Annotated in this window: 19 protein-coding genes; 12 read left to right on the forward strand and 7 right to left on the reverse strand. The window is 64.6% G+C overall.

The window, feature by feature from the left end:
- Positions 1–355: 355 nt before the first annotated feature.
- The 3 genes from AC0L2R_RS32260 to secA all read right to left on the reverse strand — a co-directional run bounded on the left by AC0L2R_RS32260 (position 356) and on the right by secA (position 6,131).
- The gene (locus AC0L2R_RS32260) at positions 356–1,636 is read right to left on the reverse strand and encodes a GNAT family N-acetyltransferase (protein WP_023797281.1); all 1,281 of its coding nucleotides are present in this window, start codon (positions 1,634–1,636) and stop codon (positions 356–358) included.
- Entirely contained in the window at positions 1,636–3,036 is a 1,401-nt protein-coding gene (locus tag AC0L2R_RS32265) for a lipopolysaccharide biosynthesis protein (protein WP_473513778.1), read from the reverse strand. Before AC0L2R_RS32265 ends, AC0L2R_RS32260 begins: the two co-directional genes overlap by 1 nt.
- 362 nt (positions 3,037–3,398) lie before the next feature.
- Positions 3,399–6,131, reverse strand: a complete 2,733-nt coding sequence (gene secA / locus AC0L2R_RS32270) for a preprotein translocase subunit SecA (protein WP_023797283.1) — start codon at positions 6,129–6,131, stop codon at positions 3,399–3,401.
- Positions 6,132–6,383: 252 nt separating this feature from the next.
- Between secA and AC0L2R_RS32275 the strand changes: the two genes are divergently transcribed.
- Positions 6,384–7,316, forward strand: coding sequence for a peptidylprolyl isomerase (locus AC0L2R_RS32275; protein WP_287229558.1), 933 nt, complete (start codon positions 6,384–6,386; stop codon positions 7,314–7,316).
- Between the two features lie 104 nt (positions 7,317–7,420).
- Here the strand turns inward: AC0L2R_RS32275 and AC0L2R_RS32280 are convergent, their stop codons facing one another.
- Positions 7,421–8,077, reverse strand: a complete 657-nt coding sequence (locus AC0L2R_RS32280; RefSeq protein WP_473513749.1) for a TetR/AcrR family transcriptional regulator — start codon at positions 8,075–8,077, stop codon at positions 7,421–7,423.
- Between the two features lie 194 nt (positions 8,078–8,271).
- Here AC0L2R_RS32280 and argJ point away from each other — a divergent pair, with 194 nt between their 5' ends.
- The 5 genes from argJ (at position 8,272) to AC0L2R_RS32305 (ending at position 11,442) form a co-directional block, all read left to right on the forward strand.
- Positions 8,272–9,513, forward strand: a complete 1,242-nt coding sequence (argJ, locus tag AC0L2R_RS32285) for a bifunctional glutamate N-acetyltransferase/amino-acid acetyltransferase ArgJ (RefSeq protein ID WP_473513751.1) — start codon at positions 8,272–8,274, stop codon at positions 9,511–9,513.
- The gene (locus AC0L2R_RS32290) at positions 9,513–10,292 is read left to right on the forward strand and encodes a GNAT family N-acetyltransferase (protein ID WP_208602559.1); all 780 of its coding nucleotides are present in this window, start codon (positions 9,513–9,515) and stop codon (positions 10,290–10,292) included. The genes argJ and AC0L2R_RS32290 overlap by 1 nt, the downstream gene beginning before the upstream one ends.
- A complete protein-coding gene (locus AC0L2R_RS32295; protein WP_473513753.1) occupies positions 10,289–10,711 on the forward strand; it encodes a (deoxy)nucleoside triphosphate pyrophosphohydrolase in 423 nt (140 codons plus the stop codon). The genes AC0L2R_RS32290 and AC0L2R_RS32295 overlap by 4 nt, the downstream gene beginning before the upstream one ends.
- Positions 10,712–10,823: 112 nt before the next feature.
- Positions 10,824–11,165 (forward strand): hypothetical protein, encoded by a 342-nt coding sequence (locus AC0L2R_RS32300; RefSeq protein WP_023797289.1) that lies wholly within the window; start codon positions 10,824–10,826, stop codon positions 11,163–11,165.
- 97 nt (positions 11,166–11,262) lie between these two features.
- On the forward strand, positions 11,263–11,442 hold the full coding sequence (locus AC0L2R_RS32305; RefSeq protein WP_473513755.1) for a Flp family type IVb pilin: 180 nt from the start codon (positions 11,263–11,265) through the stop codon (positions 11,440–11,442).
- A 28-nt stretch (positions 11,443–11,470) separates the two neighbouring features.
- On the opposite strand, the gene AC0L2R_RS32310 is transcribed toward AC0L2R_RS32305, so the two are convergent.
- On the reverse strand, positions 11,471–12,373 hold the full coding sequence (locus AC0L2R_RS32310; RefSeq protein ID WP_473513757.1) for a methyltransferase domain-containing protein: 903 nt from the start codon (positions 12,371–12,373) through the stop codon (positions 11,471–11,473).
- Between the two features lie 53 nt (positions 12,374–12,426).
- On the opposite strand from AC0L2R_RS32310, the gene AC0L2R_RS32315 reads away from it, so the two are divergent.
- The 4 genes from AC0L2R_RS32315 to AC0L2R_RS32330 are packed head-to-tail and all read left to right on the forward strand — an operon-like array spanning position 12,427 to position 14,823.
- Positions 12,427–13,212, forward strand: a complete 786-nt coding sequence (locus tag AC0L2R_RS32315; RefSeq protein ID WP_473513759.1) for a ComF family protein — start codon at positions 12,427–12,429, stop codon at positions 13,210–13,212.
- A 27-nt stretch (positions 13,213–13,239) separates the two neighbouring features.
- Complete coding sequence (grxC, locus tag AC0L2R_RS32320; RefSeq protein ID WP_027153348.1) at positions 13,240–13,509, forward strand: glutaredoxin 3; 270 nt, start codon at positions 13,240–13,242, stop codon at positions 13,507–13,509.
- Between the two features lie 10 nt (positions 13,510–13,519).
- Positions 13,520–14,401 (forward strand): carbon-nitrogen hydrolase family protein, encoded by an 882-nt coding sequence (locus AC0L2R_RS32325; RefSeq protein WP_473513761.1) that lies wholly within the window; start codon positions 13,520–13,522, stop codon positions 14,399–14,401.
- On the forward strand, positions 14,398–14,823 hold the full coding sequence (locus AC0L2R_RS32330; protein ID WP_091600079.1) for a DUF1178 family protein: 426 nt from the start codon (positions 14,398–14,400) through the stop codon (positions 14,821–14,823). The genes AC0L2R_RS32325 and AC0L2R_RS32330 overlap by 4 nt, the downstream gene beginning before the upstream one ends.
- A gap of 4 nt (positions 14,824–14,827) precedes the next feature.
- On the opposite strand, the gene AC0L2R_RS32335 is transcribed toward AC0L2R_RS32330, so the two are convergent.
- Positions 14,828–15,313 (reverse strand): MarR family winged helix-turn-helix transcriptional regulator, encoded by a 486-nt coding sequence (locus tag AC0L2R_RS32335; RefSeq protein WP_091600077.1) that lies wholly within the window; start codon positions 15,311–15,313, stop codon positions 14,828–14,830.
- A 98-nt stretch (positions 15,314–15,411) separates the two neighbouring features.
- Here AC0L2R_RS32335 and AC0L2R_RS32340 point away from each other — a divergent pair, with 98 nt between their 5' ends.
- Positions 15,412–16,353 carry a DMT family transporter gene (locus AC0L2R_RS32340; RefSeq protein ID WP_473513763.1) on the forward strand — a complete coding sequence of 314 codons (942 nt, stop codon included), beginning with the start codon at positions 15,412–15,414 and terminating at the stop codon, positions 16,351–16,353.
- A 6-nt stretch (positions 16,354–16,359) separates the two neighbouring features.
- Here the strand turns inward: AC0L2R_RS32340 and ubiG are convergent, their stop codons facing one another.
- Complete coding sequence (ubiG, locus tag AC0L2R_RS32345) at positions 16,360–17,109, reverse strand: bifunctional 2-polyprenyl-6-hydroxyphenol methylase/3-demethylubiquinol 3-O-methyltransferase UbiG (RefSeq protein ID WP_091600073.1); 750 nt, start codon at positions 17,107–17,109, stop codon at positions 16,360–16,362.
- Positions 17,110–17,469: 360 nt separating this feature from the next.
- On the opposite strand from ubiG, the gene AC0L2R_RS32350 reads away from it, so the two are divergent.
- A complete protein-coding gene (locus tag AC0L2R_RS32350; protein WP_023797301.1) occupies positions 17,470–18,723 on the forward strand; it encodes an aspartate kinase in 1,254 nt (417 codons plus the stop codon).
- The last annotated feature ends 179 nt before the right edge of the window (positions 18,724–18,902 follow it).

Here is an 18,902-nt window from a genome sequence, read left to right on the forward strand (position 1 = left end):
GCTCCCTTGTTTGAGATCTGACGACCTCACTCTGGCACATCCGATGCCGTCGGGCGCCGTCCACCCCATCATGCCGTTACCTCAGCCGAGGAATGCAGCGGCTCAGAATAAAAGCGCTCCGTAGCGATCCTTCGCGCCCCCCTCTGTCCTGCCGGACATCTCCCCCACTTGTGGGGAGATCGGCCGTCACCACTGGCTTCGCGAATCACCGGCGTCGCAGGAGCGAGCAGAGCGTTGAACCTGCCAATCTCCCTCCTTGTGGGGGAGATGTCCGGCAGGACAGAGGGGGGCGCTGTCCCTCGGCATTAAAGGTCCTGTACCGCAGCAGCACTCTCACATAGCAGCACGGCCCGCCCTACCGCCGTCCCAGCAAGCTCTTCACCCGGTTGCGCAGCAGGCGCGCCATGTTGCGGGTTTCGCGGTAGAGGTGGATCTGCGACGCCGCCTGGCGGGCGAGGCGGTCGGCGTCCGGCGTCAGGCCGAGGACCAGCGTGCCGATCGGCCGGCGCTCCGTCCATAGCCGGCTCATCACCGGATGGTCGGGCACGGCGCAGGAATCGGTCATCATGATGTTGGGATCGTCGAGATGCTGCCTGGTCACCTCGATCATCAGCAGCGTGCCCGGCGAATAGGCGGCGAGCGTCTCGTCATAGGCAGTCTTCCAGGTGTAGGCGACGCCGGCCTCGACGAAGACGACCAGGCAAGCAATGGTGCGGTCATCGAGCGTCAGTGAATGGATGCGGCACAGGTCCCGTTCGGCCAGCCGGTGCACGGCCTCGCGGGCAAAGGCGGCGCGGTAGCGGTCGATGGCCATGGCGGTGCGCTCGCGGCCTTTCCAGCCGGCGGCCTCGAGCGTCAAAAAACGCTCGATGGCGTGGCGGATGTTTTCCGGTCCGCGCGCCACCTGATGCTCCAGCCTGCCCAGGTCGGCGAGGCGGCGTTTTAGACGGCGGAACTCGCGATAATGGTGCGAGCGCAGCGAGGCCTTCAGATACTCATCGCCGTCGATCTCGCTTTCGAGCATCGGGCGTTCGGCCTTGCCGGTGGTGACCAGCGTCAGGCCACGCGTCTCGGCGACGGTGGCCAGCAGGCTGGCCACCGGGCCGTCGAGCCGGATGTCGGGCAGCACGAAGACTTTTGGCAGCTTGAGATGCGGCCGCGACAGCATCGCGAAGAAATCCTCGATGACGCCGACGGGATCGTCACGGTCGACCAGCGGCGTGCCGATCGGTCCGAACGGGCTCGACCATGTGCGCATCACCCGCACGCCGAGCGGCGTCGCCGGCCGCTCCACCGAGAACGGCACCAGCAAGCGCAGCCGGTTGCGGTATTCGTCGCCGTCGCGGATGACCGCCAGCCGCACCTCGCGGTCTTCCAGCCGCGGCATGGCGGGTGCCAGGAAGCGCGGGTTGAAGAACACGTTGGGCTCGATGGTGCGGGCGCAGAGATAGTCGAGTTCCTCGACCAGGTCGAAGCCGGCGGAGGCGGCGTAAATAGCCAGTTTGCGCTGGGGCCGGCCGTTCGCCAACAATTCGATATGGGCGGGATCGGCTTCGCGGGCGAGCCCGGCGAGGCCCGACACCAAGGCGCCGGCCGGGCCGCCGCTGGTTTCCTCGAGCAACGGGATGGCAGCCATCACGCGGCTCCTTTGGCGGCTACGAAAATGACCATGACGATGCCGAGCCTGCGCCAGACCGTGAAGGACAGCGCGCCGGCCTCGAAGATCATCGCGAAGGCGGTGGCCATCGCCGCGCCCCACAGGCCGAAAAGCGGGATCAGCACCAGATTTAGGCCGATGTTGAGGGCCAGCGTCATGGCGTAGACGGCGGCGCAGATATTCTGGTTGCCGCTCATGGTGAGCAGGCTTTCGCAGGGGCCGACGGCGGCGCGGGCGACGACGCCGAAGACCAGCAGGAACAACAGCGGGTAGCCGGCAACGAATTCAGGCCCGAACAAGCTCAGCATCGGCTCGCCCAGCACCAGCACCAGCAACGCCATCAACAGCGATGGCCAGAACGTCCACGACACCGTTTCGCGGGCGAAGGCGGCGAGCTTTTCCGGCTCGCCATGGGTGAATTGCGCGTAGCGCTGGGCAACGCCCGCCTTGACCGCAAAATAGACGAAATGCACCAGCGCCAGCGTCTTGACCGTGGCGAAATAGACGGCGACGTCGTTGGGATTCATATAGGCGCCGACCATCAGCACGTCGGCATTGGTGAGCAGGAAGAAGAAGCCTTCGACCAGGAAGATCGGCAGCGACACGAGGAACCATTGCGCGAAATGCAGCTTCCTCGGCCCGGCCGGGATTTTTTTGCCGATGCGCGCAGTGATGCCGATGAGTTGGCCGAGCGTGGTGGCATAGGCAGCGGCGATCGAGGCGAAAATCGCCGTCCTGGCATCGGGCGCAAAGCCGACCAGAAGCATCAGCGCCATCAGCGCCAGGATCAGCACCGGCCGCACCAGGTAAGTCGGCGCCAGCGCAAACAGCGCCCACGAGTTGGCCCGCGCCAGCCCCTGCAGCAGATCGGACATGGCGATCATCGGCATGCAGATGAGGCCGAGGATGAACGGCACGACATAGTAATTCTCGATAAACGGCGAGAGCAGCCAGACGCCGAGCGCGCCCAGCCCGGCGATCGCCGTCGAGGCGACCAGCACGAACAGGCGGCTGGTCAGCACGATGCCGCGCAGTTCGGCCAGCATGTTGCGCTCGCGATATTCGGGAATGAAGCGGATGACCGAGGTGTGGAAGCCGAGGCAGGCGAGGTTGCCGACGATGACCATCGTCACCCAGACAAGGACAAAAATGCCATACTCGAACGAGCCCATCCAGCGCGCCATCAGCACCTGGCTGACAAAAGCGATGACGGCGCTGACGATGCGGATGGAAAAGGCGATCAGCGACATGCGGCTGGCTTCGCCGCGCTCGTCGGCGGTGAACAGCACGGCGTCGATGCGGCCAAGCAGCGGCTTTGCGCGCAGCGCAAGGCGCTGCGGCAGGAACCGCCCGGCTGTCGTCGCCGCGGAAAAGCGCACCCTGATCACACTCCGTTTTCGGCTTCTTTTCGGGTCTGGGTGTAGTCAAAACACATTAAGAAACGGTTGGGTGGGCCTTCGCCACGTTCAGGGCGTGCCAAAGAACCTGACGGGCGAGATACAAAATTCGTCTGTCTGATGTCGGCGGGACAGCGCCCCCTCTCGCCAGCCGGCCATCCCCCCACCGGTGGGGAGATTGGCTAATCGTGGGCGTTGGCGTCGCCCCTCATCCGCCCTTCGGGCACCTAGGCCCTTCGCTGTCGCTACGGGCGTTCGTCGTTCGGAAAGCCAAGCAATAGGCTTTCCGTCCGCTTCGCGGACCACTTCTCACCCCCGTGAAAGGGGAGAAGGGAAGTGGGTGCTTACGCGAACGCCCCGTGGCAATGCTTGTACTTTTTCCCTGACCCGCACGGGCAGGCCTCGTTGCGGCCGACCTTGCCCCAGGTGGCGGGGTTTTGCGGGTCGCGGTTCTCGGGGGCGACGGTGGCGTGGGTCTCCTGGCGGACCAGAAGGCCGGTCTCGCCGCCGTCAAAATCGTCCTCGCCGGTGGTGCCGTCAAGATGACTGCCGAACATGTCGGGCGCCTCGGGCGGCGGCGCTTCGGCGGCCTGGCGGACCAGCTCGACGCGCATCAATTGCGCGGTGACGGCCTGGCGCAGATTGCCCAGCATCGCCTGGAACAGCTCGAACGCCTCGCCCTTGTATTCCTGCAGCGGATCGCGCTGGGCGTAGCCGCGGAAGCCGACGACCGAGCGCAGGTGGTCGAGGTTGACGATGTGCTCGCGCCACAGATGGTCGAGCGTCTGCAGCACCACGGAGCGCTCGACATAGGCCATCACGTCGGGGCCGAAGCGCTCTGCACGCTCCTTGGCAGCGGTCTCGGCGGCCTGGCTGATGCGCTCGCGGATGTCGTCCTCGGCAATGCCCTCTTCCTTGACCCAGTCCTCGATGGGCAAGTCCAGATTGAGGAATTCGGCGACCTCGGCCTTGAGGCCGGCGACGTTCCACTGCTCGGCATAGGCGTTTTCGGGAATAGCCTTGGCGACGACCTCCTCGATGACGCCCTCGCGCATTTCGGCGATGGTCTCGGACAGGCCTTCACCGTCCATCAGCTCGAGGCGCTGCTCGAACACCACCTTGCGCTGGTCGTTCGAGACGTCGTCATATTTCAGCAGGTTCTTGCGGATGTCGAAGTTGCGCGCCTCGACCTTCTTCTGCGCCTTTTCCAGCGCTTTGTTGATCCAGGGGTGGATGATCGCCTCGTCTTCCTTGAGGCCAAGCTTCTGCAGCATGCCGTCCATGCGCTCGGAGCCGAAGATGCGCATCAGATCGTCCTGCAGCGACAGGAAGAATTTCGAGCGCCCGGGATCGCCCTGGCGGCCTGAGCGGCCGCGCAACTGGTTGTCGATGCGGCGCGATTCATGGCGTTCGGTGGCGAGCACGTAGAGGCCGCCGGCGGCGAGCGCCTTCTCCTTCAGCCGGGCGACGTCGTCGCGGATTGCCTTTTCCCTGGCGTCGCGCTCGGGGCCGGCCGGCATGTCGCCAAGCTCCTCGGCGATGCGCATGTCGGCATTGCCGCCGAGCTGGATGTCGGTGCCGCGGCCGGCCATGTTGGTGGCAATGGTAATGGCGCCGGGTTTACCCGCCTGGGCGACGATCGCCGCCTCACGCTCATGGTGGCGGGCGTTCAGCACCTCGAAATCGGCAAAACCTTCCTTGCGCAGGCGTGCGGCCAGCAGCTCCGATTTCTCGATCGAGGTGGTGCCGACCAAGGTAGGCTGGCCTTTTTCGCGGGCTTCCTTGATCTCCCTGACGATCGCCTTGTACTTCTCCTCGACGGTCCGGTAGACCTCGTCGTCCTCGTCAATACGGATGACCGGCAGATTGGTCGGGATCTCGGTGACGTCGAGATTGTAGATGTTGGCGAATTCCTCGGCCTCGGTCAGCGCCGTGCCGGTCATGCCGGCGAGCTTCTTGTAGAGGCGGAAATAGTTCTGGAAGGTGACGGAGGCGAGCGTCTGGTTCTCCGGCTGGATCGCCACATGCTCCTTGGCCTCGAGCGCCTGGTGCAGGCCTTCCGAATAGCGGCGGCCCGGCATCATGCGGCCGGTGAATTCGTCGATGATGACGATCTCGCCGTTGCGCACGATGTAGTCCTTGTCCTTCTGGAACAGCTGGTGCGCCTTGAGCGCATTGTTGACGTGGTGGACGATGGCGACGTTCTCGACGTCGTAGAGCGACTCGCCCTTGAGCAGGCCGGCGTCGCGCAAAAGGTTTTCCAGCTTCTCGGTGCCATCCTCGGTAAAGATCGAGGTCTTCTGCTTCTCGTCGATCTCATAGTCGGCCGGCTCGAGCTTCAGCATGAAGGCGTCGATGGTGTTGTACATTTCCGAGCGGTCCTCGAGCGGACCGGAAATGATCAGCGGCGTGCGCGCCTCGTCGACGAGGATGGAATCGACCTCGTCGACGATCGCGTAGCTGTGGCCGCGCTGCACCATCTGGGCGCGCTCGTATTTCATATTGTCGCGCAGATAGTCGAAGCCGAGCTCGTTGTTGGTGGCGTAGGTGACGTCGGCGGCGTAGGCGGCATGGCGTTCCTCGTCGGACAGGCCATGCACGATGACGCCGACCGTAAGGCCGAGGAATTTGTAGACGCGGCCCATCCATTCGGAGTCGCGTGTGGCAAGATAGTCGTTGACGGTGACGACATGGACGCCTTTGCCGGCGAGCGCGTTGAGATAGACGGGCAGGGTGGCGACCAGCGTCTTGCCCTCGCCGGTGCGCATCTCGGCGATGCCGCCATTATGCAGCACCATGCCGCCGATCAGCTGCACGTCGAACGGGCGCATGCCGAGCACGCGGCGCGCCGCCTCGCGCACGGTGGCGAAGGCCGGCACCAGGAGATCGTCGAGACTGGCGCCGTTGGCGACGTCCTGGCGGAATTTTTCCGTGCGGGCTGTCAGTTCGGCGTCGGAGAGCGCCCGCATCTCGTTTTCCATGGCGTTGATCGCTTCGACGCGCGGTCGGGTCGACTTGACCCGGCGATCATTGGAGGAGCCGAAAACCTTACGGGCGAGACCGCCAAAACTGACCATTCAATGGTCCTTTCGATAGCATTCCAAGTCGTTGCGACGGGTGCCGGCCGGCCCCATCAAATCCACGTGAAACGCGGACAAACGCAAAAAGCGCCCGGAAAACGGTTCTGGACGCAAAGTCGTTGGACAGATAAGAGGGGGCTCAATCGATGTCAACGGCGCGCTGGCCCTGACGACCGTGCCAAATTCCGCCACAATCCGGCTGGTCTGGAAGCCATCCCGCCCTAGCTATCCCCCATTGGAGTTAATTGTATGTCCTTATTGTTCCGCCGCGCGTCGCTCGCCAGCCTTGGCCTGGCATTCGGGCTGACGGCGCTGTCGCTGTCGCCAGCGATGGCGCAGGACACCGCGCCCGCCCAACCAGCCCCCGCCCAGCCGGGCGCACCCGCCCAGCCGGCCGCGCCGGTCGATCCGAACGCCGTGGTCGCCACGATCAACGGCCAGTCGCTGACCGAGGCCGACCTTGCGCTTGCCGAAGGCGAGCTGTCGCAGCAGTTCGCGCAGATGCCGCCCGAACAGCGCCGCGCCGCAGCCCTTTCGGCAGCGATCGAAATCAAGGTCATGGCCGCCCAGGCGGTCACCACCGGCCTCGACAAGGATCCCGACTTCCAGCGCCGCATGGCGTTCCTGCAGCAGCGCGCCCTGCATGGCGAAATGGTCGAGAAGGATGTCGTCGGCAAGATCACCGATGCCGAGGTTCGCGCCCGCTACGACCAGGAAATCGCCAACACGCCGCCGGCCAACGAGGTCCATGCCCGTCACATCCTCGTGAAGACGAAGGACGAGGCCGATGCGATCATCAAGCAGCTCGATGGCGGCGCCGATTTCCAGAAACTCGCCAACGAGCACACCAGCGATCCGAGCGGCAAGACCAGCGGCGGCGATCTCGGCTGGTTCGGACCCGGTCAGATGGTGCCGGAATTCGACAAGGCGGTGTTCGCGCTGGCGGTCGGCAAGTACACCGAGCAGCCGGTGCAGTCGCAGTTCGGCTGGCACGTCATCCAGGTCGAGGACAAGCGCGCCAAGCAGCCGCCGGCCTTCGACCAGGTCAAGGATCAGGCCCGCCAGGCAGTCATCCGCGACAAATACATCGCGCTGGTCAAGTCGCTGCGCGCCCAGGCCAAGGTCGAGATCCCGGACGAGAAGCTGAAGAAGACGGTCGACGCGCTGGAAAACACCAAGTAGGCGAGGGCAATCGCCTCTGCAAAATTGTTGGCGTCGCAGCCTCCGACAATTGTTCCTCTGGTGGTCTGCACCACGCCAGGGTGTTGCCCCGCCACCCTGCCGCTCTACCGGGCGGTGCGACCGATGACACGTCGACGCCTCCGCCGGACAGCCGCGGCGTCGACCGAGCCGGCATCGTCAGCTTCTATGCCCTTCAACAGATAGCCAACCGCCTTGCGCAGCGTCGTTTCGTCTTCGTCGAGGCGATTGGTCAAAAGATGCGTCCAGGCAAACGAGGCGACCAGGTCGGCGACGAGCGTGGAATCGACGTCGGCCGCGACTTCGCCTCTTGCCTTGGCGCGTTCGATCATCTGGCCGGAATGGGCATGGCGTCCTTTGGTGTATTCGGCAAGCACGGCGGCCACGGTCGCGTCCGACTGCGCCTCGGCGATCAGCGATCTGAAGATGCTGCCTGACGATGTTTCGCGCCAGTGCGAGAACAGGCTTTTGAGGAAGCCGACGAGATCGTCCTCAAGGTTCCCAGTATCGGGATAATCGACGCGCTTTAGCCGCTGATAGACGTCGAACAGCAAGACGGCCTTGCTCGGCCACCAGCGATAGATTGTCGGCTTTCCCGCACGCGCCCGCCGCGCCACCGCTTCGATCGAGAAGCCGGAATAACCGGCCTCGACCAGAACTGCCTCGGCGGCGTCGAGAATGGCGTCGGCGCTGTCGGGGTTGCGCCGCGCGCCGATCGACCTGCGCCCCCGATCCAGCCCCATCCTGTTCTCCTTCGATGCTTTTCGTCGGCAGATCGTACACGCTCTCTCGACGAAACGAAACGATCCGTTTCGCACAACTGCACGTTTCGTTTCGATGAGAAAGGGTATGTGCCCAACCGTCAAACGCCCTTGCGCCGGCGCCCGCTATCGGGCAAACCGGCGTTCCCGTTGCGTTTTTCCCGCCCGAGGTCTTCATGTCAGCCACGATTTCGCCGCTCGCGCCGAAGAAATATCCCAACATGCCTGACATCGAAGGCGTCCGCATCGCCACAGCCGAGGCCGGGATAAAGTACAAGAACCGCACCGACCTGCTGACCATGGTCTTCGATGCCGGCACCACGGTCGCCGGCGTGTTCACCAAGTCGAAATGCCCGTCGGCGCCGGTCGATTTCTGCCGGCAGAATCTAAGCGCCGGCAAGGCGCGCGTCCTGGTCGTCAATTCCGGCAATGCCAATGCCTTCACCGGCAGCAAGGGCCGAGCCTCCACGGCAATGACCGGCGAAGCTGCGGCCAAGGCTGCGGGCTGCACGCCGGACGAGGTGTTTCTGGCCTCGACCGGCGTCATCGGCGAGCCGCTCGATGCCGGCAAGTTCGGCCATCTGCTCGCCGGACTGGTGAGGGACGGCAGGCCGGACCTGTGGACCGAAGCCGCCAAGGCGATCATGACCACCGACACCTATCCGAAACTGGCGACCGCGACGGTAAAACTCGGCGACGCCGACGTCACCATCAACGGCATTGCCAAGGGCGCCGGCATGATCGCGCCCGACATGGCGACGATGCTCTCCTTCATCGCCACCGACGCGCCGATCGCAGCCCCCGTGCTGCAGGATCTTTTGTCGCGCGGCACCGCCAAGACCTTCAATGCGGTCACCGTCGACAGCGACACCTCGACCAGCGACACGCTGCTGATGTTCGCCACCGGCACGGCCGCCCGGCGCGGCGCGCCTGATATCACGAATGCCGGCGATGCGCGCCTCGGCGCCTTCCGCCGCGCGCTCGGCAAGGTGCTGAAAGCGCTGGCACTGCAAGTGGTGCGCGATGGCGAGGGCGCGCGAAAACAGGTCGAGGTCATCGTCACCGGCGCAAAATCGGCCCGCTCGGCCAAGCGCATCGCGCTGTCGATCGCCAATTCGCCGCTGGTCAAGACTGCGGTCGCCGGCGAAGACGCCAATTGGGGCCGCGTCGTCATGGCCGTCGGCAAGGCCGGCGAACCGGCCGACCGCGACCTGCTGTCGATCTGGTTCGGCGACATCAGGCTGGCGCATCAGGGCGAGCGCGACGCCGCCTACTCCGAGGAGGCGACGTCGGCCTACATGAAGCGCGACGAGATCCGCATCCGTGCCGATATCGGCATCGGCCGCGGCAAGGCGACGGTGTGGACTTGCGACCTCACCAAGGAGTATGTCGCCATCAACGGCGATTATCGGAGTTGATGGCGTTGGTTTCCAGACATCCGGCAAGCGTGCTTGCCATCGTGCGCCGCTACGAGGCGGCCGGCTTTCGCGCCTGGCCGGCGGCGGCCGTGCATTATGACGGCACCTGGGTGGTGCGGCTGACGGCGGGCCATCCGGCCAAGCGGCTGAATTCGGTCAACCCGCTCGATCCGGGCGACATCCAGCACATTGCCGATCGCATCGGCCGCGCCAGCCGCCGTTTCGACGCCTATGGCCGGCCGCTGACCTTCCGCATATCGCCGCTGTCGGGGCCGATCCTTGCCAAACATCTCGACAGCGAGGGCTGGAGCACATTCGACGAATCGCTGGTGATGCGGCTGCCGCTGGCGGACGCCCAGCTCGATGCCGCCATGGACCAGATCCCGCTGAAGGACATCAGCCGCTTCATCGGCGCGGCGCTAAAAGTAAGCGGCTCGGATGTGTCGCTGCGGCCGGGCCTGTCGGAGATCATCGGCGCCATCCAGCCGGAAGCCGGGCTGTTCGCGCTCGAAGACGGCACCGAACCGCTGGCGACGCTGATCTGCGTACATGACGGCGATCTTGCCGGGCTGTTCGAGATCGCCACCGACAGATCGGTTCGCAACCAGGGCCATGGCCGCCACCTCATCCTGTCGGCGCTGAAATGGGCACGGCTGCGCGGCGCCCGGGAAGCCTGGCTGCAGGTCGAGGCCGACAACGCGCCGGCGCTGGCGCTCTATCGTTCGCTCGGGTTCGACGAAGTCTATCGCTACCATTATCGCCGGCCGCCCGGCGCATGACCGGCCCGCACCCTGTCGGCAAGCGCCTGCTCCTGGTCGCAGCCTGCGCGCTGGTCGATACCGACGGCCGCGTGCTTCTGGCGCAGCGCCCCGAAGGCAAGCAGCTGGCCGGCCTGTGGGAGTTTCCGGGCGGCAAGGTCGAGCCCGGCGAGACGCCGGAAGAATGCCTCATCCGCGAATTGTACGAGGAGATCGGCATCGAAACCGATATTCCCTGCCTGGCGCCGTTCGCCTTCGCCAGCCATTCCTACGATGATTTTCACCTGCTGATGCCGCTGTTCGTCTGCCGTCGCTTCCGCGGCATCGCGCAGCCGAAGGAGGGACAGGTGCTGAAATGGGTGCGGCCGCGCCAGATGCGCGATTTTCCGATGCCGCCGGCCGACGCGCCGCTGATCCAGTTCCTCATCGATCTTCTGTGATTTTGCCCTCCGAGACCTAGACAACGTTAATGGAAGATTTATCTGGCCGTGAAAAAATGACGGCAGAAATCGAAGGAAGGTCGTGTCCAGGCCTTCGCCGGAGGGCGGTTGCATGAGCCTCGACAGGGACTGGGATTCGATCCGACCCGACCGCAGCTTTAGGGCTGCCGGCATGGGAATATTGCGGATCACGCTTTTGTTCGGCTCGGCCGCGGTGGCGCTGGCCCTGATCGCCACGCCCTTGCTCGACAACCGGACGCGATCAGCCCGCGACGATTTTGCCGGCGGCCTCGACAGGATGAGCACAGGGTCGGTTGAAAGCACGGGTTCGATTGGAAGCACGGGCTCGACCGGCCGTCGTGATACCTACACCCTGCGCAGGAGCGTGCTGCAGCCGCTGCCCACTTCGATCTGCGTGATACGCGACAATGGCCAGCGCAGCGGCGACTGCTGACACCGGCCAAAGCGGTGCTTTCATCGCCTGTTAAGCCTGTGTCATTAACCTTTCTTAACAGGTCCGCGCTAGGTTCCGGCAAGCGGGATCGACGGCCATGAAAACATTGCTGCAACGATTTTGGGAAGACAAGACCGGCGCGACGGCTGTCGAATATGGGCTGATCGTGGCCGTGCTGTCGCTTACCATCGTAGGCGGCGTCGGCAACGTCGCCGACGCAATCACGTGGCTGTTCAGCGACAATGCCAGCAAGCTTGTGAAGGCTTTCGCGCAGTAACCGACCAGCCGCGTCCATAATAAACCGGTCAGCGCCGGCCGGGATTTTCCAGGATTGTCTTCAGCGACAGTTTTGCCGAGCCCGGCTTCAGCGGTTTTTGCTGCGAGGCGTCGGGCGCCCAGCCTGACATCCAGACGATCGGAAAACTCGCCCTGACGCGGCCATCGGCATCCGAAAATCGTTCGGCATAGATTTCGGCCGCGCGGGCAAACAGCTTTCGTGTGGCCGGTCGCCTGCTGCGGTCGATGAGCGCGCTGGTCTCGCCCATCGCCCGCAGGTCTGCCATCAGGCCGAACAGGGAATCGTAGCGCACCGTCACCGTCTCGACGTCGGCGACGGGCAAGGCCAGACCGGCGCGTTGCAAAAGCGCGCCGGCGTCGCGCACGTCGGTGAACGGGATGACGCGCGGGCTGGCGCCGCCATAAAGCTCGGTCTCGGCGGCGAGCAGGCATTCGCGCAGCTCGGAAAGCGTGCCGGCGCCGGCAAAAGCGCCTAGGAAAAGACCGTCCGGCTTCAGTGCGCGGCGGATCTGCACCAGCATGCCGGGAATGTCGTTCATTGCCTGAAGCGACAAAAGCGACACCGCGAGGTCGAGGCTTTCCGGCTCGAACGGCACGGTCTCCAACGGTGCCACCAGTCCAGCGGCATCGCCCCCCGCTCCGTCGCCCCCCGCTCCCTCGCCCAGGAACGCCGCATCCGCCTCGACGCGCACGATGTCCGCCACCTTGCCGCTTGTCGCGAGCACGTCGACCGCCGCCGGCGTCTGGCAAAACAGGACGGCCGCCCTGTCGAATTGGCGTTCCACTGCGCCCAGCCGCTCGGCGAGCTCCTCGGCCGCCCGCCGCATCAGGAAGTCCGCGCCGGCAGCCGGGCTGGCGAGCGCCCGGCGCTTGTGCGCCAGCCAGAGAGAGGTGTCGACTATAGGTTGCAACTGACAGTTCCTGGTTTCCGCACTCTGATATAGGGTGGCGGAGAAAGAACCACGTGGCCGATCCAATGCCGGATATCAAGAGTGTCGCTCGAAAGGCGTTGGACTGGCCGGCGCGCATCCTGTTTCCGCCGGTTTGCGCCGGTTGCCGACGGCATGTCTCGCAGCCCGGCGTGCTGTGCGGCGCCTGCTGGCCGAAACTCAGGCTTCTGGAGCGGCCATGGTGCCCGGTGATGGGCACGCCGTTCACCCATCACATGGGCGAGGGGTTCCTGTCGGCCGAGGCGATCGCCGACCCGCCGCCCTTCGAGCGGGCACGGGCCGCGGTCGCTTACTCAGGTGTCGCCCGCCAGATGGTGCAAGGGCTGAAATACCGGGATCGCACTGATCTGGCGCCGTGGATGGCGCGCTGGATGCTGCGCGCCGGTGCCGAACTGATCGCGGAAGCCGATGTGGTCGTGCCGGTGCCGCTGCACTGGCGGCGCTTTTTCAGGCGTCAGTTCAACCAGTCGGCGGAACTGGCAAGGGCGGTATCGCAGCTTGGCGGGCTGCCTTTTGCGCCCTCCGCGGTCAGGCGCGTCAAACTCACCCGCCAGCAGGTCGGGCTGGAGCGGCGGGAACGCGAGGAGAATGTGCGTGCCGCCTTCAGAGTGCCGGAGGAGGCCGAGATCGAGATCGCCGGCCGCCGGGTGCTCCTGATCGACGATGTCTATACCACCGGCGCCACTGTCCGCGCCGTCGCCAAGGCGCTGAAGAAGGGCGGTGCCGGGACGGTCGACGTGCTGACCTTTGCGCGCGTGCTGCCGGGGGACTTTCGGGCTGACGAGTCCGCGACTATATAGATTGGGAAAAGGCAGGATTGCTGACCGATGGTCGACGTGACGATCTATACACGGATGATGTGCGGCTATTGCGTGGCGGCCAAGCGGCTGCTCGAGCGCAAGGGTGTCGCCTACACCGAGCATGACGCCTCCTTCTCGCCGGAACTGCGCCGGGAAATGATTTCCCGCGCGAATGGCCGCTCGACCTTTCCGCAGATATTCATCGGCGATACGCATGTCGGCGGCTGTGACGATCTCCACGAACTGGAGGCGGAGGGCCGGCTGGACCGTCTGCTCGCCAATGGCTCGACGAATTGAGGACATGACGATGGGTGCTTTCAAGGCGGCGGCGATCCAGATGCGTTCGGGGACCAGCCCCGAGCGCAACGCGGTCGATCTGGAGCGGCTGGTGCGCGAGGCCGCGGGCCAGGGTGCGACCTATATCCAGTCACCGGAAATGACCGGTGCGCTGGTCCGCGACAGCCAGGCGCGGGCCGCCGCCTTCACGTCCGAGGACAAGGACATCATCGTCTCGACCGCGCGAAAGCTGGCGAAAGACCTTGGCGTCTTCCTGCATATCGGCTCGACCGCCATCCTGCGCGCTGACGGCAAGCTCGCCAACCGCGCGCTTCTGTTCGGGCCGGATGGCGCCTCCATTGCCACCTACGACAAGATCCACATGTTCGACGTCGATCTCGACAATGGCGAGAGCTGGCGCGAATCCGCCGCTTACGAGCCCGGCACCGAGGCCGTCGTCACCGAGATCAGCGGCGCCGGGATCGATGGCGCGAAGCTGGGTTTCGCCGTCTGCTACGATTTGCGCTTTCCGCAGCTGTTCCGCGCCGAGGCGCTGGCCGGCGCCGACCTGCTGTCGGTGCCCGCCGCCTTCACCCGCCAGACCGGCGAGGCGCACTGGCATGTGCTGCTGCGGGCGCGCGCCATCGAGAACGGCGCCTATGTCGTCGCCGCGGCGCAAGGCGGACTGCACGAGGACGGCCGCGAGACCTATGGCCATTCGCTGATTGTCGATCCGTGGGGCCGCATCGTCGCCGAAGCGGCACATGATGAACCGGCGGTGATCGTCGCCGAGATCGACCCGGCGCAGTCGGTCGCTGCCCGCAAGAAAATCCCAAATCTGAAAAATTCACGCGACTTCGCCGTGAACGCCAATCCGGTCGAGGCGCAAAGTCTCAGGGGTGCAGCGTCTTGATTCGCTTTTCACTGATCTGTGACCACGAGCATGAATTCGAAGGCTGGTTTCGCAGCAACGACGATTTCGACACCCAGAAGAAGCGTGGCTTCGTCGATTGCCCGACCTGCGGCTCGCACAACGTCGAGAAGGCGTTGATGGCGCCGGCCGTCTCCACCGGGCGCAGCCGAGAAAAGATCGCGCTCGCCATGGGCGAGGCCCAGAAGCAGGCGTTGGCGCAATTGAAGGCGATGGCCGAGAAGGTGCGCGAGAACGCCGACTATGTCGGCGACAAGTTTGCCGAGGAAGCGCGCAAGATCCATTTCGGCGAGAGCGATCCGCGCGGCATCTATGGCGAGGCGACGCTGGAGGAGGCCAAGAGTCTGGCCGAGGACGGCGTCGAATTCATGCCGATCCCAAGTTTCCCCGACGACCGCAACTGACTGACTAGGTTACGCTGCCGATCAATTTCTCAAGCAGGCGAGCAAGTGTGTCCTGTTCGGCGCGCGTCAGGCCGGAAAGTATCTCGTGTTCGTTGGCGACGTGAGCGGCGACCGCCTCATCGACCAATGCGAGACCTTTCTCGGTCAGTTGCACGACAACCCCGCGCCGGTCGTTGGGATGCGGTCCACGCATGATCAATCCGGATTTCTCAAGCCGGTCGAGCCGGTTGGTCATGGCGCCCGACGTCACCATCGTCGCCTCATAGAGGGCGGTTGGCGTCAGCGCGTAAGGTGATCCGGAACGGCGCAGCGTCGCCAACACGTCGAATTCCCCGGATTGCAGTCCGAAACGGGCAAACAGCGGAGCGAGGCGTTCTCGCGCTATCAGCGACGAGGCTTCGTTCAACCGTCCGAGCACGGCCATCGGCGAGACATCCAGGTCCGGCCGTTCCCGTTTCCACTGCTCGATCGCTTTCGCGGCGCGATCCATCTATCTCACCATCATATATCTTGACGTTAAGTATCTTTGTGTTATCTTAGCTTGAGTCGCAGTGCTGGCCAAGAGCGGCAAAGACAACAAGGTTCGTCATGAGATTTCTCTGGGATTCAGCGCTCGGTCTTTTGCTCGTCACCGGCGGCCTGCTCGGCCTGACGCTGCCGTTCGGCAAGATCGCCACGGCAGCCGGCGTTTCGGCCATGGTCTGGGCGCTCGTCATCTCGCTCGGCGCCGGCGGTGTGCTTTTGTGCGTCCTGCTGCTGCGCGGGCAGCGCATCCGGCTCACCCCGCACCGGCTGCGGTATTTCTTCGTCACCGCGGCGGTGTCCTACGCCTTCCCCAATCTGTTGATGTTCTCGGCCATTCCGCATCTCGGTGCCGGCTATACCGGTATCATGTTCACGCTGTCGCCGGTGGTCACACTGGTGTTTTCGATCCTGCTCGGCGTCCGGCGCCCCAATCTGCTTGGTATCGTCGGCATTGTCGTAGGCTTCGTTGGTGCGGTCATGGTGGCGGTGACGCGTGGCGAGGCCGGCCAGCCGGCCGAATTTTTCTGGGTGGCGGCGGGGCTGCTCATTCCGGTCAGCCTTGCCGCCGGCAATATCTACCGCACGGTCGACTGGCCGCTAGGGACCGGACCGATCGAGCTTGCCGTCGGCAGCCATCTGGCATCGGCCGCGCTGCTTGTTTGCGGCATCTTCACGCTGCAGGGCGGCGGTTCGCTCGCCCTGCTCGCCGGCGTGCCGCTGGTCGTCGTCGGGCAGGTCGCATCAGCCGCGGCGATGTTCGCTTTCTTCTTCCGGCTACAGGCGGTCGGCGGCCCGGTCTATCTCAGCCAGATCGGCTATGTCGCGGCGGCGGTCGGATTGTTTGCCGGGACGATGTTTCTCGGCGAGCACTATCAATTGCTGACCTGGGCCGGCGCTGCCATCATTGTCGCCGGCGTGTTCATCACCACCAAGGCGCAAAGCCCGATCGCCCCGAAGCGCAAAGTCAGACGGGTGAGAAGGTGGCGGCGTGAAAAGGCGTCGTGAGAAAGTTCAGGCGGGTGCCTTCTCTGCCAGAACCATGTAGTTGACGTCCATGTCCTTCGAACGCTGCCAGCGGTCGGCGAGCGGATTGTAGGTGACGCCGGTGCGGTCGATGATGGTCAGGCCAGCGCCGGCAAGCGCCTTTTCCAACTCGTCTGGCCGCACCAGCTTGCCGAACTGGTGGGTGCCGCGCGGCAACCAGCGCAGCACATATTCGGCGCCGATAATGGCCAGACCGAGCGCCTTCAGCGTGCGGTTGATGGTGGCGACGACCATGATGCCGCCGGGCTTGAGCATCTCGCCGCATTTGGCCACGAACAGGTCGATGTCGGCAACATGCTCGACCACTTCCATGTTGAGGATGACGTCGAATTTCTCACCGGCGTCAGCCAGGTCCTCTGCTGTCGTGGCACGGTAATCCACCGTCACGCCGACCTCCGCCGCATGCAGCCTGGCCACTTCGATGTTGGTGGCGGATGCGTCGGCGCCGACCACTTCGGCGCCAAGCCGCGCCATCGGCTCGCACAACAGCCCGCCGCCGCAGCCGATGTCGAGGATGCGCAGGCCCTCGAACGGCCGCGCCGCGCGCGGGTCGCGGCCGAAGCGCGCCGCCACCTGGTCGCGTATATAGGCAAGCCGGATCGGATTGAACTTGTGCAGCGGGCGGAATTTGCCGTTCGGATTCCACCATTCGGCGGCAAGAGCGGAAAAACGCTCCACTTCTCCGGCATCGATCGTCGATCGTCGGGGTTCTGGCATCGTGTGGTCTCCGGCAGACTCAAAAATTCAGAGCGCGATCGGGCGCAAAACCGGATACCACTTTTGCTGATCGCGCTCTGGTGCGCCTAGGAAGTCGGTCGAGAGCCGGCGAATGTCAAGGCAGCAAATTTCGGCTGTTGCCGGCTGCGCCTCTGCGACAGGCGTTCGGGTAGGCGCGTTGCGTTCGTATATCGCCTTCGTCGCCTAAGGGGGCAAGCAGGGGGGCAAGCGGTGGCACGCCTTGCGAAACCCAAAGCATTTGGCTAAGGAGGCCGCGAATTCAGCGGCTGGCCCAGCCCGACGCTCCGTCTCCATTTTTCGGCCGCCGTTTCGGCACCCAGTCAAAGGCATTTCGCTTCCATGGCGCGCATCGTGATGAAATTCGGCGGGACCTCCGTCGCCGACATCGTCCGCATCCGCAATGTGGCGCGCCATGTCAAACGCGAGGTCGATGCCGGCCATGAGGTCGCGGTGGTCGTCTCGGCGATGGCCGGCAAGACCAACGAGCTCGTGCAGTGGACGCGCGAAGCCTCGCCGATGCACGATGCCCGCGAATATGACGCCGTCGTTGCCTCCGGCGAGCAGGTGACTGCCGGCCTGCTGGCGATCGCGCTGCAGAACATGGGCGTCCATGCCCGTTCCTGGCAAGGTTGGCAGATCCCGATCAAGACCGACAATGCGCATGGCGCGGCGCGCATTCTCGACATCGACGGCGCGTTCCTGATCAAGCGCTTCGGCGAGGGCCAGGTGGCGGTGGTCGCCGGCTTCCAGGGCATCGGGCCGGACAACCGCATCGCGACGCTCGGCCGCGGCGGCTCCGACACCAGTGCTGTCGCCATCGCGGCGGCGGTCAAGGCAGACCGCTGCGACATCTACACCGACGTCGACGGGGTCTACACCACCGACCCGCGCATCGAGCCGAAGGCGCGGCGGCTGGCCAAGATTTCCTTCGAGGAAATGCTTGAAATGGCCTCGCTCGGCGCCAAGGTCCTGCAGGTACGCTCGGTCGAGCTTGCCATGGTGCACAGGGTGCGTACTTTCGTGCGGTCGTCCTTCGACGATCCCGACGCGCCCGGAATGGGGGATTTGCTCAATCCGCCCGGAACGCTTATTTGCGACGAGGAAGAGATCGTGGAACAGCAGGTCGTCACCGGAATTGCCTACGCCAAGGACGAAGCGCAGATTTCGTTGCGCCGTGTCGGTGACCGGCCCGGCGTCGCCGCCGGCATTTTCGGGCCGCTGGCCGAAGCCAACATCAATGTCGACATGATCGTCCAGAACATTTCCGAGGACGGCAAGTTCACCGACATGACCTTCACCGTGCCGTCCGGCGATGTCGACAAGGCGCTTGCCGTGCTCGAGCGGCTGAAGACCACGATCGGCTACGACGTCGTGCAGTCGGAAGCCGGCATGTCGAAAGTCTCGGTCATCGGCATCGGCATGAGGAGCCATGCCGGCGTCGCCGCCACCGCCTTCAAGGCGCTGGCCGACAAATCGATCAACATCCGTGCGATCACCACATCCGAGATCAAGATTTCGATCCTGATCGACGGTCCCTACACAGAACTTGCTGTTCGCACTTTGCATTCCATCTACGGTCTGGATAAGCAGTAGCAGACTGCTCGGTCCGGAAATCGGAGGTCGATCTTCGGAAAGCACGATGCAGCAGTTCGAAGTCTTGGAGCGTCCTTTGTGGGTCCAATTGGACCGACGCCGCTCTATTTGAGTTGTTGCGTGAGCGCCGGCCGCGGGAGAAACTGCGGCGGGCATAATGTCCATTGGAGAACAAGCCG

Source organism: Mesorhizobium sp. WSM4820, assembly GCF_055811075.1.

What these genes read in the sequence shown, in the direction of transcription:
- AC0L2R_RS32260 (WP_023797281.1), bottom strand. Translation starts at nt 1,636, where the DNA reads ATGGCTGCCATCCCGTTGCTCGAGGAAACCAGCGGCGGCCCGGCCGGC.
- secA (WP_023797283.1), bottom strand. Translation starts at nt 6,131, where the DNA reads ATGGTCAGTTTTGGCGGTCTCGCCCGTAAGGTTTTCGGCTCCTCCAAT.
- AC0L2R_RS32275 (WP_287229558.1), top strand. Translation starts at nt 6,384, where the DNA reads ATGTCCTTATTGTTCCGCCGCGCGTCGCTCGCCAGCCTTGGCCTGGCA.
- AC0L2R_RS32280 (WP_473513749.1), bottom strand. Translation starts at nt 8,077, where the DNA reads ATGGGGCTGGATCGGGGGCGCAGGTCGATCGGCGCGCGGCGCAACCCC.
- argJ (WP_473513751.1), top strand. Translation starts at nt 8,272, where the DNA reads ATGTCAGCCACGATTTCGCCGCTCGCGCCGAAGAAATATCCCAACATG.
- AC0L2R_RS32290 (WP_208602559.1), top strand. Translation starts at nt 9,513, where the DNA reads ATGGCGTTGGTTTCCAGACATCCGGCAAGCGTGCTTGCCATCGTGCGC.
- AC0L2R_RS32295 (WP_473513753.1), top strand. Translation starts at nt 10,289, where the DNA reads ATGACCGGCCCGCACCCTGTCGGCAAGCGCCTGCTCCTGGTCGCAGCC.
- AC0L2R_RS32300 (WP_023797289.1), top strand. Translation starts at nt 10,824, where the DNA reads ATGAGCCTCGACAGGGACTGGGATTCGATCCGACCCGACCGCAGCTTT.
- AC0L2R_RS32305 (WP_473513755.1), top strand. Translation starts at nt 11,263, where the DNA reads ATGAAAACATTGCTGCAACGATTTTGGGAAGACAAGACCGGCGCGACG.
- grxC (WP_027153348.1), top strand. Translation starts at nt 13,240, where the DNA reads ATGGTCGACGTGACGATCTATACACGGATGATGTGCGGCTATTGCGTG.
- AC0L2R_RS32325 (WP_473513761.1), top strand. Translation starts at nt 13,520, where the DNA reads ATGGGTGCTTTCAAGGCGGCGGCGATCCAGATGCGTTCGGGGACCAGC.
- AC0L2R_RS32335 (WP_091600077.1), bottom strand. Translation starts at nt 15,313, where the DNA reads ATGGATCGCGCCGCGAAAGCGATCGAGCAGTGGAAACGGGAACGGCCG.
- AC0L2R_RS32340 (WP_473513763.1), top strand. Translation starts at nt 15,412, where the DNA reads ATGAGATTTCTCTGGGATTCAGCGCTCGGTCTTTTGCTCGTCACCGGC.
- ubiG (WP_091600073.1), bottom strand. Translation starts at nt 17,109, where the DNA reads ATGCCAGAACCCCGACGATCGACGATCGATGCCGGAGAAGTGGAGCGT.
- AC0L2R_RS32350 (WP_023797301.1), top strand. Translation starts at nt 17,470, where the DNA reads ATGGCGCGCATCGTGATGAAATTCGGCGGGACCTCCGTCGCCGACATC.